The organism is Abyssisolibacter fermentans (assembly GCF_001559865.1).
GTDB lineage: Bacteria > Bacillota > Clostridia > Tissierellales > MCWD3 > Abyssisolibacter > Abyssisolibacter fermentans.
Genome location: NZ_LOHE01000036.1, coordinates 15,703 through 33,169, shown reverse-complemented (window position 1 = coordinate 33,169; position 17,467 = coordinate 15,703). Strand labels below are relative to the sequence as shown.

Sequence of the window (17,467 nt, the reverse complement as noted above, 5' to 3'; positions counted from 1 at the left end):
ATTTATATTGAGTAAACTAACACCAATGATGCAACAATACAAAGAAATTAAAGATAAGCACAAGGATTCTATTCTCTTTTTCAGATTAGGCGATTTTTATGAAATGTTTTTTGACGATGCAATTATATCTTCAAAAGTATTAGAGATAGCATTAACTGGTCGTAATTGCGGACAAAATGAAAAGGCTCCAATGTGTGGTGTTCCTTTTCATGCAGCAGAAAGTTATATTCAAAAACTAATAGAAAATGGCTATAAAGTTGCTATATGTGAGCAAGTTGAAGACCCCGCACTAGCAAAAGGGATTGTAAAAAGAGATGTAATAAGGGTAATAACACCTGGAACTGTAACGAATTCTAAATCATTAGAAGATAAAAAGAACAATTATCTTTGCTGCCTCTATACTAAAAATAATACAGCAGGTATATCATATGTAGATGTTACAACGGGACAATTTTACACAACTGATATAAATGAGAATATAGAAACTTTAATAATAGATGAATTAGCAAAAATACAACCAACTGAAATTATTTGCAATGAAGAACTCTTGAATAACGAAAATTTAACAGCTTTATTATCAACTAAATTCCATACTTATATAAATAAGTATGAAGATTATATGTATGAGTTAAATAATTCTATAGATGTAATCAAGAAACAGTTTAATATAGCAAGTGTAGATGGTTTTGGGCTAAAAGAAAGAAATGGGGCAATAATAGCTAGTGGAGCATTGATTTCTTACTTAAACGATACTCAGAAAATAAGCTTGAATCACATAAACAATATTACTTACTATTCAAACAGTAACTACATGTTGATGGATATTAGTACTAGACGAAATCTAGAACTGACGGAAACAATGAGAAATAAAAATAAACAAGGTTCTCTTCTATGGGTACTAGATAATACAAAAACAGCAATGGGCGGTAGACTATTAAAAAAATGGATTGAAGAGCCTCTTTTACAAAAAAATATCATAGAAAAAAGATTAGATTCTGTTGAGTATTTAGTTAATAATATTTTCTTATTAGATGATGTTCGTACTCTATTAAAAGATATATATGATATGGAAAGACTAATATCTAAAATAGTATATGGAAACTGCAATGCAAGAGATCTAATATCACTAAAAAAATCAATTGGTGTTATACCATCTATGAAAAGAATGCTATATGATACTGACAATAAGTATTTGCAAGAACTAGAATCTTCTTTAGATGATTTAAAAGATGTACATGCTTTAATAGAAAATGCAATAGTACAAGACCCACCACTATCAACAAAGGATGGGGGAATGATAAGAGAAGAGTATAGTAAAGAACTTGCACAAATTAAAATGGCCGCTTTAGAAGGTAAGCAGTGGATATCTAATCTACAAGAAAATGAACGTAAAAGAACATCTATTAAATCTTTAAAGGTAGGTTATAATAAAGTTTTTGGTTACTATATAGAAATAACTAAATCAAATATTAAATTTGCACCTGATAACTATATTAGGAAACAAACTTTATCAAACGCTGAAAGATACATTACACCTGAACTTAAAGAAATGGAATCTAAGATTTTAGGAGCTGAAGATAAATATATCAAATTAGAATTAGAAATTTTTAATTCTATTAAAGATAGTATCAAAAACAATATTAAAAGAATACAAAAATCTGCTGGTATAATATCTCAATTAGATGCTATTTGTTCTTTATCTCATATTGCATATAGGAACAACTATATCAAGCCTACAATAAATACAGAAGGCATTATAGATATAAAGAATGGAAAACATCCTGTTGTAGAAAAAGTATTAAAAGATGATATGTTTGTACCAAATGACACATACTTAAATAATGATGACAGCAGAATGATTATAATTACAGGACCAAATATGGCTGGTAAGTCAACTTATATGAGGCAAGTAGCTTTAATATCTCTGATGGCTCAAGTAGGAAGTTTTGTTCCAGCAGATGAAGCTAATATTGCTATAGTTGATAGGATATTTACAAGGGTAGGAGCATCAGATAATTTAGCAGAAGGTCAGAGTACTTTTATGGTAGAAATGAGTGAAGTAGCTAATATTTTAAATAATGCAACTAAAAATAGTTTGATTATTCTTGATGAAATTGGAAGAGGAACAAGTACTTATGATGGTTTAAGCATAGCTTGGGCTGTTGTAGAATATATAAGTAATAACAACTTATTAGGTGCAAAGACCTTGTTTGCAACACATTATCATGAATTAACTGAGCTCGAAGGTAAACTAAATGGCATTAAAAACTATAAGATTCTTGTAAAAGAACAAAATGACAGTATAATATTTTTAAGAAAAATAGATAGGGGAGAGGCTGATAAAAGCTATGGTATAGAGGTTGCAAAGCTTGCTGGTATTCCTGATAGTGTTATAAATAGAGCTAAAAATATATTATTTGACTTAGAAAAAAGAGATTTAAATAATGAAGCAGCCGCAACTATATGCAGTCAAATTGAAAAAAAGAAAATTGAAACAGGTAGTTCAAGCAAACAGGTAGAACAAATCAGCTTTTTTAATAATAAAGGTGAAAATATTATAAAAAAACTTAATTCAATAGATATAGCTAAAACTACACCTCTTGACGCTTTAAATATTTTATACTCTTTAGTTGAAGAATCAAAAAAATTGTAGGTGATATATATGAAAGGTATTATTAATTTTTTAGATGAAACTACGATAAATAAAATAGCAGCCGGTGAAGTTATAGAAAGACCCGCTTCAGTAATAAAGGAATTAGTAGAAAACTCAATAGATGCTAAGTCTGACTCAATTGTGATAGAAATTAAAAACGGTGGTAAACAATATATAAGAATTACTGACAACGGAAACGGTATAAGTACAGATGATTTAGATATTGCTTTCCTTAGACATACAACAAGCAAAATCATTAATTCTGATGATTTAAGTAATATCCATACATTAGGCTTTAGAGGAGAAGCACTATCTAGTATAACAGCTGTATCACAAGTTGAGGTAATAACTAAAACACTTGAAGCTAACTATGGTATGCAACTAAATGTTACAGGCGGTAAAATTATTGATAAAACAGATGTAGGATGCCCTAAGGGAACTACATTTATTGTGCGGAATCTATTTTTTAACGTTCCAGTAAGAAAAAAATTCCTCAAAAGTGATACAACAGAAAGTAGTTATGTTAGTGAAATTATATTTAAACTAGCTTTATCTTACCCTAGAATATCTTTTAAATATATAAGAGATGGCAAATTAATTTTTAAAACTTCTGGTAAAGGTGATTTGCTATCATGTATATATTCACTTTATGGTAAAAGCTATATTCAATCGTTAATTAATGTAGCTTATAATGATGATATTAAAATACATGGATATATTTCAAAACCAGAGTTATCCAGAGGTAATAGAAAACATCAATTTTTTTATGTAAATGGTAGGTGTATTCAAAGCGATATCTTGTCAAAAGCTGTCCAAGACGCTTATAAAACACTTATAACAATAAACAATTTTCCTATAGTGTTTTTGTTTATAGAAGTTGAGCCTAGTAGTATTGATGTAAATATACATCCAAGTAAATCAGAAATACGATTTGATGATGATAACCATATATACAATATTTTGAAAAAAGTTATTAAAGATACTCTCTTTAAAAAAGATTTAATTCATACAAACGAAACAAAAACAACTTCTGATAAAAAATATGATAAAAAAATTGAATATTTAGATTTGATTAGTAATATAAAACCTAATAACTATATAAAAAGTTCTTTTAAAAAAGACTATGTTAAAGATAATTCAAAAGAAAGCAAGTATAAAAGTGAACAAATAACAATATATAACCAAGATAACAACAAATTAACAAGCAAAGTAAATAACCCTGTAAGTTATATTAAAAAAGAACCAATGATTATAGAAAAAGAAACTCAAATACAAATAGATAAACCGATAGAACCAGATACAGTTATTGAATCAGAAGATACAAAACACAATTTTCCTGAGTTAAGATACATCTGTACTTTGTTTTCAACATATATTATAGCTGCTGATAAAATAACCGAAGAATTATATATGATTGATCAGCATGCTGCTCATGAAAGAGTTATGTACGAAAAAATTTATAATCAACACGAAAAAAATGAAATATTAAAACAAGAATTGATAACACCTATAACTATAGATATGACCAATCATGAATTGTTAACTATTAATGAAAATAAAAGCATTTTAGACAAACTAGGTTTTGAAATTGAGGACTTTGGAAACAATAGTATATTATTAAGAAGTGTTCCAGCACTATTAAATATAAAAGGTTTAAAAAAATTTTTTATTGAAATATTAGATCACTTAAAGGATATTTCTAAAAAACCACAAGATTATAGATTAAAATATATAATGAAATTAGCATGTACTACAGCAGTAAAAGGTGGCGACAATTTAAAAGAAATAGAAATAGAAAGTTTATTTAAACAATTACAAATGCTTGAAAATCCATATACATGTCCGCACGGCAGACCTACAATAGTTAAGCTGTCTAAACATGAATTAGAAAAAAAATTTAAAAGGATTCAATAAAGGATGATTATATGACAAAAAAACCAATTATTATATTAGTTGGACCAACCGCTGTAGGTAAAACAAGTATTTCAATAGATGTGGCAAAAAAGGTCAATGCTGAAATTATTTCTGGTGATTCAATGCAAATCTATAAATACATGGATATAGGAACGGCTAAAGTTAAAGAAGATGAAAAACAGGGAATAAAACATTATATGATTGATGAAATAACTCCTGATGAAGATTTTAATGTATCTAAATTCAAAGAAAAATCAGAAGAATATATGAACCTAATTTTATCAAAAAATAAACTTCCTATGATTGTAGGAGGTACCGGTTTATACATTAATTCATTAGTATATGAGCTAGATTTTTCAAAGGCTATATGCAATAATGACTTGAGAAAAAAGTATGCCTGCGAAGCTGAAGAAAAGGGAAATGAATTTATTCACGAAAAGTTAGCTCAAATAGATCCTTTATCTGCTCAAAGAATACATATTAATGATACAAAGAGGATAATAAGAGCTTTAGAAATATATCATGAAACTGGTAAACCAATGTCAGCTTATTATAAAAACTTTCGTAAATATAATAATAATTATAATATCGCATATTTTGCTTTAAATATGGACAGAAAAAAATTATATGATAGAATTAATATAAGAGTTGATATGATGATTAAAGAAGGACTTATTGATGAAGTAAAAGAATTATTAAATAAAGGATATAATAAAAACTCTACTGCATTACAGGGTCTTGGTTATAAAGAAATAATTGCTTATCTCGAAGGAAAATATAGCTTAGATGAAGCTATAGAAATTTTAAAAAGAGATACAAGAAGATTTGCCAAACGCCAATTAACTTGGTTTAGAAGAGATGAACGAATTAATTGGGTAAATGTTGATGACTATATAAGCAAAAAAGATATTGTAGATTATATCGCTTATAGCATTAATGAAAATTTATTATAAACAAAGAATTTTATGGAGGGGATTTAATTGAAAAACAGTATTAATTTACAAGATGTGTTTTTAAACAAAGTTAGAAAGGAAGCAATTCAGATATCAATTTTTTTAGTCAATGGTTATCAATTAAAAGGTTATGTTAAAGGATTTGATAGCTATACAATAGTATTAGAAAGTGATGGTAAACAACATTTAGTATATAAACATGCTATATCTACTATAAATCCTAGCAGTAAAGTATCTTTTATGAACAAACAAGATCATAATAATTAAACTAAAAGCATGAAGGTGATGACTTGAACTCGTTAACTAGAAATATATTATGTAAACAATTTGATATTGATAACTCTATAATAGATTATGTATTAAATATCGAAAAAGACTTAAAGCATTTACACGATAAAATTAATGCAACAAAAGAATACAATCAATTTAAGGTTTTGAGTGCTTTTCAAGATGCAAATTTAGCAGCTACTCATTTTAATTGGACTACTGGATATGGTTATGATGATGAGGGAAGAGACAAAGTTGAAGAAATATATGCAAAAGTATTTAATGCACAAGATGCTTTAGTACGTGCTAACATTGCTTCAGGCACTCATGCATTATCCCTTACATTAGGTGGAATTTTAAGACCAAATGATGAAATGTTATCTATAACCGGTTTACCTTATGATACTATGCAAAAAGTAATTGGTATTAAAGGTAATATGAAAGGTTCTCTAAAAGAATACAATATAACATATAATCAAGTAAATTTAATAGAGAATAACAAAATAGATATAAATGCAACTATTGAAGCAATTACAGATATAACTAAATTAATTTTAATACAACGATCAACAGGCTATAGTGATAGAAAAGCTGTTGAGATAGATAATATGAAAGAAGCTATAAAAGCAATAAAAGAAAAAAAGAAAGATATAATAGTCATGGTTGATAACTGTTATGGAGAATTTGTTGAAACCATAGAACCAACAGATGTTGGTGCAGACATAATTGCTGGATCATTAATTAAAAATCCTGGGGGAGGTTTAGCCCTTGCAGGCGGATATGTAGTAGGTAAAAAAGATTTAATCGAAGCTATTTCTAACAGATTAACTGCACCTGGAATAGGAAAGGATTGTGGTTTAACTTACGGAACATCAAGATTAACTTTACAAGGTTTATTTTTAGCTCCACACGTTGTAAGCGAAGCTTTAAAAGGTGCTATTTTATCAGCAGGTGTCTTTGACTCTTTAGGATTTAATGTTTTACCAGCTGTTAATGATAAAAGAAGTGATATAATCCAAGCTATAGAATTTAATGATCCTGAAAAAGTCGTTAAATTCTGTCAAGGTATTCAATCTGCTTCACCTGTTGATTCATTTGTATTGCCATTACCATGGGACATGCCGGGTTATTCTGAACCTGTTATTATGGCAGCAGGTGCTTTTATACAAGGCTCGTCAATTGAATTAAGTGCTGATGCACCAATGCGAACTCCTTATTGGGTTTATTTACAAGGCGGATTAACATATGAACATTGTAAATTAGGAATTATGAAAGGTTTAAATAATTTATTAAAAAATAAGCTAATAGATAAAAATAAGCTTAATATATAGAAGTTAAAATATTTTAAAAAATAAAGTAAGCTACATAATCATAGCTTACTTTATTTTTCTAAACAATCCAATAACTTTTCCTAAAATATACACGTCCTTAACGATAATAGGATCCATTAATTTATTCTCTGGTTGTAATCGGATAAAATCATCTTCTTTATAAAATCTCTTCACAGTAGCTTCATCATCTATAAGAGCAACCACAATTTCACCATTTACTGCATGTCTTTGACTATTAACTATTACTTGGTCACCATCCATTATTCCAGCATCTATCATGCTTTCACCTTTAACGTTTAATATAAAGGTATTATCATTACCTATAAAATCCATTGGCAATGGAAAAGTATCTTCTATATTTTCAACTGCTAGCAAAGGTAGTCCTGCTGTTACCTTTCCTACAATAGGAACTTCTATAATTTCTTTTTGTGTATGAATATAAGTCATATTATCTAAAATCTCAATAGCTCTAGGCTTAGTAGGATCTCTTTTTATGTATCCTTTTTTCTCTAATCTTGATAAATGTCCATGTACAGTAGATGTTGACTTTAACTGTACTGCTTTACATATTTCTCTAACTGATGGGGGATAGCCTTTAGTTTTAAGCTCATTTTGAATAAATTTAAGTATTTTTAATTGCTTTTCTGATAAATCCTCATACATATATATACACCTCTTACTAGGATATAATCCTCTTTTTATACATTATACCACAATTTATATTGCATATCAAACAAATGTTCGAAATAAACTTGACACAGAACGCTTGTTCTATTATAATATAATCAAACGGAGAAAGGAACTCATGTTCGTAAAATGATTGTTGGAAAGGTGTGTTTAACATGTATGTCAGAAAAAAGAGATTAATTGTTGCTAATCCAGTAAGATTCACAATTTTTTTAACAATAGTATTTTTATTAATAATTTTTACAATAAGTAATATCATTAAATCAGATTCTGCTTATGGTAAAATTGAAGATAACTTTAAAACTATAACAGTAATAAAAGGGGAAACTTTATGGTCTATAGCATCTAAATACTACGATAATGACATAGATAAAAGAAAAATAATATATGAAATACAGAAAACGAATCACAAAAAAACTGCAGCCATTCAAATAGGGGAAGAACTCAAATTACCTCCTATAGAATAATAATACATCTTATTTAGCATATACACCTAAACAAAATGAATCATACCCAAGATAGGGAATATGATTCATTTTGTTTCTAAATAATTCATTATAAGAACATTTGTTTGTTATCAATTGCTTTTGTTAACATAATATTTTTATGGTTAACTTTTCGAATACTAATTTAGAAACTTTAACTTTTCTATTTAATTTTCTTAGAAAGGGGATTACTATTAACAGCTTTTCTTAATCTATCATCATCTAAATGTGTATATATTTGAGTAGTAGCAACACTAGCATGTCCTAAAATTTGTTGCAAAGCTCTAATATCAACATTTCCATGTTTGTACATTAATGTAGCAGCTGTATGTCTAAGTTTATGTGTTGAATATTTTTTTGAATCTAATCCGGCATTTAATATATATTTCTTAACAAGATGTTGAATAGCTCTTGGACTAATTCTATTTTTTCTATTACTTAGAAATAGTGCTTTTTCATCTTTTAAATCTTTCTTAGGGCGAACTTTTATATATTTGTTGATAGCGACCAGACATGCTTCATTCAAGTATATAGTTCTTTCTTTATTTCCTTTACCAACTACAGATAAAGTATCTTCTTTAATCTTATCAATATCTATACTTGATAGTTCTGATAATCTAAGTCCACAATTTAAAAATAAAGTTAAAATCGCATAATCTCTGACTTTATTTCTTCCTTCAATAGAGTCAAGAAGCTTCAATGACTCATCTAATGTCAAAAAAACAGGGTGACGTTGTTCTTTTTTAGGTGTTTCTAAATTAATAGCAGGGTTTTGATCTATTAAATTAACAACATTATGTAAATATTTAAAGAAAGATCTTATACTAGCGACTTTTCTAGCTTTTGTAACGTTCTTATTATTCATAGTTCTGTCTGTATAAGATATATAAGAAATAAGGTCTTGTATCTTAACCTTTTTGATTAAATCAATGTCTATATCCGAAATATCTATTTCATCAAATGGAGTATCTTTTGAAACTAATCTGTATCTAATCTTTAAAAACCTAAAAAATGTTCTTAAATCATAACTATATTCTTTAACAGTATTTTCAGATTTACCTTTGATAGCATAGAGATAATCGAAAAAATCGTCTAAAATCATTGGTGTATTCATAAATTTAACTTCCTCCTTAGTTTTTATACAAGTTTTGTCGCAAAATTTGTATTTTGTGACAAAACTTATATATATAATTTCTATAAATAACACTCTTTTTCCTTCTTTTTTTAGTATTTTATTTAGAAATCATCTATTTTTTATTAATATAACTGCTAATTATACCTTTAACACATAATTAAAACTAAAACATGTTACTTTTGCACTCAGTATGTTCATATATTTATAACATTATTAATGATTTACCATAAATATATTATGTTTACTTGTTTTATTATTAGTTCAGCTTTAAGTTGTCTTGATATTTTTATAGTTATAAAATGTCATAATTTAACTTTATTCAACCTATTAATATATTATACAAATATAGTTTTATTTATAGTAAATCTATTCTTTTCACTATAACATATTTTTACACACGTGTTTGTAATCATTTTGTTTTATCTCTATTGAATAGACTTTTATTTAATTATTTCTATCGTTTCTATTTCACGCTGTAATTTATACATTTTTTTATCTTATTTTAACGAACTCAACTTATTATTTATATTTATTACATAATACTAATTTGTTTACTATAATTATATTATGTAAACCTGCAATCTAATATATATAATAATTCTATTTATTTTTTTATTCCTGCTATATCATTAGTATATTATTAATATACAGATTTCAGTTCTAAATCATAGAACAAATTTACATAAGAATTTATAGTTGGTAAATAAACTAATTGTTTTCTATAATTTCTGCTGTTCATTATAAATTAATAATCAGATTAAAGACTTATAGATTTTTATGAAAAGTATAAATTCTCATTTTATACTATAATACTGTTGTTTTCTATATTTATTATATTTTATATATATTTATTATATACTTTCATTATTGCTATATATTGTTTTTGGTGTTATTATTTATATAGAATAATAAATAAAATAAAAGGGGGATAACAATATGTTTAGTAGAGCTGAGCTCAAAAGTAATGCTAAGAAAGTTTTAAAGCAATGTTATTGGAAAGGATTTGCAGTAATTTTAATATGTCTCATACCAAGTTTTTTAGTTGCTATACCTAATCTATCAAAAACTTTCGTTTTAAATCACTATGTATTAAGCTATTTTTCAGGAATTATTGTTAGTGTATTTCTTTATAATCAATTAGAAGTAGGTGCATTTAAATTTTTTATTAAATCTAATGACAACGATTTTGAAACTTCAAATGTATTCTATGCTTTCAAAAACAGTTCAAGTTACTTTAAGGTTTTAATTACACAGTTATATAGATATATACTCTTTTTCTTGTGGTCATTACTTTTAGTAATTCCAGGTATAATTAAATTCTATGCTTATAGTATGGTTCCATTTATTTTGGCTGATAACCCTAATATAGGAACAAAACGCGCTATAGAGTTAAGTAAGAAAATGACAGCAGGATACAAAGGTAAAATATTTGTATTAGATCTTTCATTTATAGGTTGGTTTTTATTAGGTGCTGTTGTGGTTATAGGAAACCTATTTGTATTACCATATTACTACGAAACAAAAGCACAATTATATCTAAAATTGCGAGGAAATGCATTGATTAATAAATATTGTACATACGAAGAACTTAATCTTACACCTACAGTAAATGATATTTCACTAGAAAAATAATATTATTCAAGTAAAAGAGTAAAATTATGATAATTTTACTCTTTTTTATACATTCTAATACTAAGAGGTGATTTGATGATTGTTAGATTAGGTTATGTAGCTTTGCCCTTAGATTTAGAAGACTGTTCCCCATCAAAAACTATTACATATAAGAATTATAGTAAAATAACTGATTATAAGTTAAAATTAGATAAGGTTATTGATTTAACCAAAATTAATTTAGAAAACACAGCTAGAATATTAAAGCATAATCTATCAAAAGATATTAGAATATATAGAATCACTTCAAAGCTAGTTCCCCTATCTACTCATCCTAATGCTATCAAATGGAACTATGTAGGTAAATTAAAGATGTATTATAAAAAGATATCCGATATAATAAAGACTAACAATATGAGAGTTAGTTCTCATCCGGATATTTTTAATGTGCTCAATTCTCCAAAAGAAAATGTAATTTATTCAACTATAGACACTCTCATATACCAAGATATTATTTTAAGTGCTTTTGATTTAGAGCCAAGCTATGGAAAACTAATTATGCATGTTGGAGGTAAATACGATAAGAAAGAAACCTCAATGAATAGATTTATAACTAACTTTGACAGGTTACCTAGCAGAATAAAAAATAGAATAGTACTAGAAAATGATGATAAGATATATAATATAAAAGACACTCTTACATTATCAAAAAAGCTAAACATTCCTATGGTTTTGGACGTTCATCATCATTGGTGTAACAATGATGGTTTAGCTTTAGAAGATTATTTATATGATATATTCAGCACTTGGGATAATCAGCCATTAACTCCTAAAATTCATCTATCCAGTCCTAAATCAACTAAAGATTATAGATCTCATTCTGATTATATAAACTTCGATGATTTTAATAATTTTCTTAAACTGGCAAAAAAAATGAACATAGACTTTGATGTTATGATAGAAGCAAAAAAGAAAAACCTTGCTCTTTACAAGCTTATGTCAGATATAAAGAATAATACTTCTTATAAAATAATTGATGATGCATCGTTTATTGTATAGGAAACATAAATGAGAACTGAATATTTATTTAAACATCTACTATTAAAATATATTTTTAACTTTGGAGACAAAACAGTAAAAGCACCTAAATCAGATGCTTTTTATTGCTTTAATATTATTATTTTTTATAACTCGAATTTCAACCTCATGTTTTTCAACTTTCTCTGATAAATTGTCCACTTTATTTTCAAGCCTGTCTAAAGTCTCCGTATTTTGTTTATAACCATCAAATAAGCTATCTATTTTAGGACAAATATCATTTTCTATTTTTATGTCAATTCTCTTTAAGTCATTTTTAACGTCTTTAATTTCATGTCTTATAGATTTAAATTCATTATTTACATCTTGTTTGAAGTCTGTTAATTCTGTTCTAAAACTTTTAAACTCATCATTTACTTCTTTCTTAAAGTCTATTAATTCACTTCTTATACCTTTTACTTCTTGTCTAAATTCAGACTGAAAACTAGTAAGAAGCTCCAAAATTTTCTTTTCCATTAAAATACTCCTAACTCTGATTATTTTTTTGCATCTAACCTAAGTCTGATAAATTATATTATGACAGTATAATCATATCATTTATGAATTTGTATTTCAATAATATTATATTTAAAAATTAGTCCAATTAGTACAAGTATTTAAAATGAGCAGTCTCAGATTTAGAGACTGCTCACTCCTTTAGGAATTCTACCTAATTAAAATCTTAGATATTGATTTTTCCTAGGTTGTTTCAAAATGAGTAAAGTTCAAGGCATTGAAATTTTCGCGGATATGAGCGTACTATGATGTAGCTCACTACTCACTTCGTTCCTAGGAATAAGTGATTCACAAGAAATCGTAGATTTCCGTTCTCTACTCATGAATAGTCGTATATAAGCTTAGGAAACTCCTATTCATTTCATTCATATGAGTAAGTGATTCACAAGAAATCATAAATTTCTGTTCCCTACTCATCGCAGAAATTTTCGATTGTCCAATAGGTTGTTTCAAAATGAGTAAAGTTCAAGGCTATCTATTTTATATTGAAACTCCTACTCACTTTGTTCCTAGGAGTAAGCGATTCACAACAAATCATAGATTTGGGTTCTCTGCTTACAGATATGTGCGTACTATGATGTAGCTCACTACTCACTTCGTTCCTAGGAATAAGTGATTCACAAGAAATCGTAGATTTCTGTTCTCTACTCATGATTAGTCGTGAAATATTCAATAACGCAGAAATTTACCATTTTGAACACAACCTCCCTTATACATTTAATTCAGCACTGTACCCTAGTTCATTTTTATATTTGTTCAATATTGGTGTTATACATTCACCTACAAATTCTTCAACCTGTAGAGCTGATCTACCTGTATATTTAGTATAATCCATAATATCAGCTAACTCTTCTTGGTTCAATCCAAAGTTAGGATCCTCTGCTAATCTTTCTATTAGATTATTATCCTTTCCTTCTTCTTTTACCCTCTTGCTAACTTCCATAGAAAGAGTTCTTATAATCTCATGTAACTCTTGTCTATCTCCACCTTTTTTAACAGCCTGCATCAATATATTTTCAGTAGCCATAAAAGGTAGTTCAGCAGCTATGTGTTTATTAATCATATTTTCATATACAACCATTCCATCAAACACATTTATGCTAATTTCCAATACAGAATCACATGCCAAGAAACCTTGGCCAATAGACAATCTTCTATTAGCAGAATCATCTAGTGTTCTTTCTAACCATTGTGCAGAAGCTGTCATAGCTGGATTCATTACATTTGAAATTAAAAATCTTGATAACGCAGCTATACGTTCACTTCTCATAGGATTTCTTTTGTATGCCATTGCTGAAGATCCTATTTGGTGTTTACCAAATGGCTCTTCTATCTCTTTTAGATTTTGTAGCAATCTGATATCATTTGTGATTTTATGCATTGACTGTCCTATAGATGCTAGTACCGATAAAACCTCAAAATCTACCTTTCTTGGATAAGTTTGTCCTGTAACAGCATATGAGCTTTCAAATCCTAATTTTTGAGAAACTAATTTATCTAATTTTTTAACCTTCTCATGGTCATTTTCAAAAAGCTTTAAATAACTTGCTTGTGTTCCTGTAGTACCCTTAGCACCTCTAAGCTTTAAGCTATCTATAACAAATTCAAGCTTTTCATAGTCTAAGTATATGTCTTGTAACCACAGACTAGCTCTCTTACCAACTGTTGTTAATTGAGCAGGTTGAAAATGAGTAAATCCTAATGTAGGCAAAGCTCTATATTTCATAGCAAAGTCTGCCATCTTACTCATAAGATTTACAAGTTTCTTTCTTACAACTTCTAGTCCTTGTTTCATTTGGATAATGTCTGTATTATCTCCTACAAAAGCACTCGTTGCACCTAGGTGTATAATGCCTCTAGCTTTTGGACACTTTTCACCATATGTATGGACGTGCGCCATAACATCATGTCTGAATTCTTTTTCTTTTTGAGCTGCTAAAACATAGTCAATATCATCAATATTGTTTTTTAATTCATCTAATTGCTCTTGTTCAATGCTTAATCCTAACTCTTTTTGTGATTCTGCTAATGCAACCCAAAGCTTTCTCCATGTTCTAAATTTGTTATCTGGAGAAAATACATAAGACATTTCTTTGCTTGCATAACGTGTAATTAATGGATTTTCATATGTTTCTTTTTTCACTAAATTGCTCCTTCCTTAAACCATGATTTTGATTAAATATTTGCTTCAACTAATTCTTTAATTCTTTGTATTCCATTTTTAATATTATCTAAAGATGTTGCATAAGATAGTCTTATATAGTCATCAGTACCAAAAGCACTTCCTGGAATAACTGCTACCTTTGCTTCATCTAACAATACATTACAAAAATCTAAAGATGTTTCTATTTTCTTTCCATTTATAGTTTTACCTTTTAACTGTGATATATTTACCATTACATAAAATGCACCAAGTGGTTTTCTGCATGATAAACTTTTAACATCATTTATTGCACTAACCATGTATTTTCTTCTCTCATCAAAAGCCTTTCTCATAACTTCTATTTTACTTTGATCTCCATTTAAGCCTTCAATGCTTGCATATTGGGATATAGTACATGCATTTGATGTAGCATGACTTTGGAAATTATTCATAAGTTTTATTATATCTTCATGTGCTGCAGCATATCCTACTCTCCAACCAGTCATAGCATAAGCTTTTGACATACCATTTATAACTATTGTATTATCTTTGAACTTATCATTCAAGCCTGCTATACTATAATGTTCATTTCCATCATATATTAATTTTTCATATATTTCATCTGATATGATAAATAAATCATTATCAACAGCCCAGTTTCCAATGCTTTCTAGTTCCTCTTTATTATATACTGTTCCAGTAGGATTGTTTGGTGTATTAATAATAATTGCCTTTGTCTTATTTGTTAAAGCATCTCTAAGTCCTTGCATAGTATATTTAAAATCATTTTCTTCTTTTGTTTCGATTACTACAGGTTTACCACCAGCAAGCATTATTAATTCATAATAACTAACCCAATAAGGTGCGGCAATAATTACTTCATCCCCATCATTCAATATAGCACATAATGAATTGTATAAACATTGTTTAGCTCCATTTGATATAATTATATTTTTAGGTTCATAACTAATATTATTGTCTCTTAAGAGCTTATTACAAATAGCTTTCTTTAATTCCACTAAACCTGAAGCAGCTGTGTATTTTATTTTACCCTCTCTAATTGATGATATAGCCTCATCTTGAATGTTTTCAGGTGCGTTAAAATCAGGTTCTCCAGCACCAAAACTTATTACATCAACACCACTGGCTTTTAATTCTTTTGCCTTTGCACTAATTGCTAATGTTAAAGATGGATTAATACTACTTAACCTTTCAGATAATTTAATTTTCATTAAATGACACCTCCATTATATGTATTTTAATTTATTAAATATCTTTTAATTTATAAATATCTTTTAATTTATAAATATCTTTTAATTTATAAATATCTTTCATAATTGTATTAAGTATAGCTAGAGAATCATAAAAACTCTTTTCATAATAAAGCTTTAGATGTTCATATTGCTTATGACCTTTATTAGTTATCTTATAATGTCTAATGGTTCTCCTCTCAGGTTCTTCCCACCATCCTAATATGTACTCTTCCTTTTCTAACTCTCTTAACAAAGGATACACCATACCAGGGCTTGGCTCCCATTTATAATTCAATCTATTTTTTATTGATTCTATCAATTCATTACCATAGAAACTCTTCTCAGATAACAAATGTAATATATAAAGCTTAACAAAAGCAGTTGTACTAATCTTAGATGGAAATTGTCTGTTTCTCTTGTTATTCATATATCTCCCCCATTACTTTTTTATTGCTACACACACATTATTCTCAATCCTGCATTTACTCTCAATATCTACATTATAGTCACCAATCATAGGTATGTCATTTACATACATATCATGAAAATCAGATCCACCAGTTATCAGCATTTTTTTTCGCTTTGTAATATGTAACAATTCATTTCTAGTATATTTATCATTCTTTGGATGATATATTTCAATACCATCAAAATCAAATTTATCAATTAAGTTTACATAATTAATTTTCAGTAAACCTGGGTGAGCTAGTACTGCCACACCGCCATCATTATGTATTAAATCTATGCCATCCTTAAGAGATAGCTTGTATCTAGGAACAAAAGCACATCCACCTTCATTTAGATATTTATTAAAAGCCTCATCAGTATCCTTCACATAACCTTTATCCCTAAGTTCTCTTGCTATATGAGGTCTTCCAATAGAAGTATCCTCGTTACATTTCTTTTTGATATCATCTAAACTAATATCTATATCTAAATCATTCAATTTATCAATCATTTCCTTAGCTCTATTTATTCTTTTAAATCTAATATCATCTAATACATTTTTTAAATAACTAGATTTATAATCAAAACAATAACCTAACAAATGAACCTCATAATCACTATACATACAGCTTAATTCTACACCTGGTACAAGCACTATATTTACATCATTTTCTGTTATGTACTTTAAAGCTTTAAAAAACCCGTTTATAGTATCATGATCAGTTATTGATATTGCTCCTAAGTTTTTTCGTAAAGCCCAAGCTATAATCTCCTGAGGCGAAAAAATCCCATCAGAAGAAGTACTATGTATATGCATATCTGCTTTAACCAAACTATCACCTACTTTAATATATAAACAATTAAGCTATACTTATTTTATAATAAAAATAGCAACTTTAACAGTATTTTTGCATAAAAAATAGCATTATAACCTAAAAAAATATAAAAAAACGTTTTACTTAAAAGTTCTTAATTTTATAAACTTAATTATTTTA

The 17,467-nt window shown here is 27.6% G+C and carries 15 protein-coding genes; 8 read left to right on the top strand and 7 right to left on the bottom strand.

Going from position 1 to position 17,467, the window contains the following annotated elements:
- Positions 1-7 precede the first annotated feature (7 nt).
- The 5 genes from mutS to AYC61_RS03490 are packed head-to-tail and all read left to right on the top strand — an operon-like array spanning position 8 to position 7,118.
- The gene (mutS, locus tag AYC61_RS03510) at positions 8-2,653 is read left to right on the top strand and encodes a DNA mismatch repair protein MutS (protein ID WP_202906794.1); all 2,646 of its coding nucleotides are present in this window, start codon (positions 8-10) and stop codon (positions 2,651-2,653) included.
- Positions 2,654-2,662: 9 nt separating this feature from the next.
- Positions 2,663-4,567: a DNA mismatch repair endonuclease MutL gene (mutL, locus tag AYC61_RS03505; RefSeq protein ID WP_066496969.1), complete on the top strand. Its 1,905-nt coding sequence runs from the start codon at positions 2,663-2,665 to the stop codon at positions 4,565-4,567.
- An 11-nt stretch (positions 4,568-4,578) separates the two neighbouring features.
- Entirely contained in the window at positions 4,579-5,520 is a 942-nt protein-coding gene (gene miaA / locus AYC61_RS03500) for a tRNA (adenosine(37)-N6)-dimethylallyltransferase MiaA (protein ID WP_066496967.1), read from the top strand.
- Positions 5,521-5,547: 27 nt separating this feature from the next.
- Entirely contained in the window at positions 5,548-5,787 is a 240-nt protein-coding gene (gene hfq, locus AYC61_RS03495; RefSeq protein WP_066496965.1) for an RNA chaperone Hfq, read from the top strand.
- A 23-nt stretch (positions 5,788-5,810) separates the two neighbouring features.
- On the top strand, positions 5,811-7,118 hold the full coding sequence (locus AYC61_RS03490; protein ID WP_066496961.1) for a methionine gamma-lyase family protein: 1,308 nt from the start codon (positions 5,811-5,813) through the stop codon (positions 7,116-7,118).
- Between the two features lie 45 nt (positions 7,119-7,163).
- Here AYC61_RS03490 and lexA read toward each other — a convergent pair whose 3' ends face one another.
- Positions 7,164-7,781, bottom strand: a complete 618-nt coding sequence (gene lexA, locus AYC61_RS03485; RefSeq protein ID WP_066496956.1) for a transcriptional repressor LexA — start codon at positions 7,779-7,781, stop codon at positions 7,164-7,166.
- Between the two features lie 179 nt (positions 7,782-7,960).
- On the opposite strand from lexA, the gene yneA reads away from it, so the two are divergent.
- Entirely contained in the window at positions 7,961-8,272 is a 312-nt protein-coding gene (gene yneA, locus AYC61_RS03480) for a cell division suppressor protein YneA (protein WP_066496954.1), read from the top strand.
- Positions 8,273-8,453: 181 nt separating this feature from the next.
- Here the strand turns inward: yneA and AYC61_RS03475 are convergent, their stop codons facing one another.
- The gene (locus tag AYC61_RS03475) at positions 8,454-9,404 is read right to left on the bottom strand and encodes a tyrosine recombinase XerC (protein ID WP_066496950.1); all 951 of its coding nucleotides are present in this window, start codon (positions 9,402-9,404) and stop codon (positions 8,454-8,456) included.
- A gap of 957 nt (positions 9,405-10,361) precedes the next feature.
- On the opposite strand from AYC61_RS03475, the gene AYC61_RS03470 reads away from it, so the two are divergent.
- Together AYC61_RS03470 and uvsE are read left to right on the top strand one after the other, a co-directional pair.
- Positions 10,362-11,057: a DUF975 family protein gene (locus AYC61_RS03470; RefSeq protein WP_066496948.1), complete on the top strand. Its 696-nt coding sequence runs from the start codon at positions 10,362-10,364 to the stop codon at positions 11,055-11,057.
- Between the two features lie 75 nt (positions 11,058-11,132).
- Positions 11,133-12,095, top strand: coding sequence for a UV DNA damage repair endonuclease UvsE (gene uvsE, locus AYC61_RS03465; RefSeq protein ID WP_066496941.1), 963 nt, complete (start codon positions 11,133-11,135; stop codon positions 12,093-12,095).
- 90 nt (positions 12,096-12,185) lie between these two features.
- Here uvsE and AYC61_RS03460 read toward each other — a convergent pair whose 3' ends face one another.
- From AYC61_RS03460 to AYC61_RS03440, 5 genes are all read right to left on the bottom strand, one after another.
- Positions 12,186-12,590 carry a hypothetical protein gene (locus tag AYC61_RS03460; protein ID WP_066496936.1) on the bottom strand — a complete coding sequence of 135 codons (405 nt, stop codon included), beginning with the start codon at positions 12,588-12,590 and terminating at the stop codon, positions 12,186-12,188.
- Positions 12,591-13,338: 748 nt separating this feature from the next.
- A complete protein-coding gene (purB, locus tag AYC61_RS03455; protein WP_082759761.1) occupies positions 13,339-14,772 on the bottom strand; it encodes an adenylosuccinate lyase in 1,434 nt (477 codons plus the stop codon).
- A gap of 32 nt (positions 14,773-14,804) precedes the next feature.
- Positions 14,805-15,998: a pyridoxal phosphate-dependent aminotransferase gene (locus tag AYC61_RS03450; protein WP_066497050.1), complete on the bottom strand. Its 1,194-nt coding sequence runs from the start codon at positions 15,996-15,998 to the stop codon at positions 14,805-14,807.
- Positions 15,999-16,038: 40 nt separating this feature from the next.
- Positions 16,039-16,452 (bottom strand): PadR family transcriptional regulator, encoded by a 414-nt coding sequence (locus tag AYC61_RS03445; protein ID WP_066496933.1) that lies wholly within the window; start codon positions 16,450-16,452, stop codon positions 16,039-16,041.
- 12 nt (positions 16,453-16,464) lie between these two features.
- A complete protein-coding gene (locus AYC61_RS03440; protein ID WP_066496931.1) occupies positions 16,465-17,304 on the bottom strand; it encodes a PHP domain-containing protein in 840 nt (279 codons plus the stop codon).
- Between the last annotated feature and the right edge of the window lie 163 nt (positions 17,305-17,467).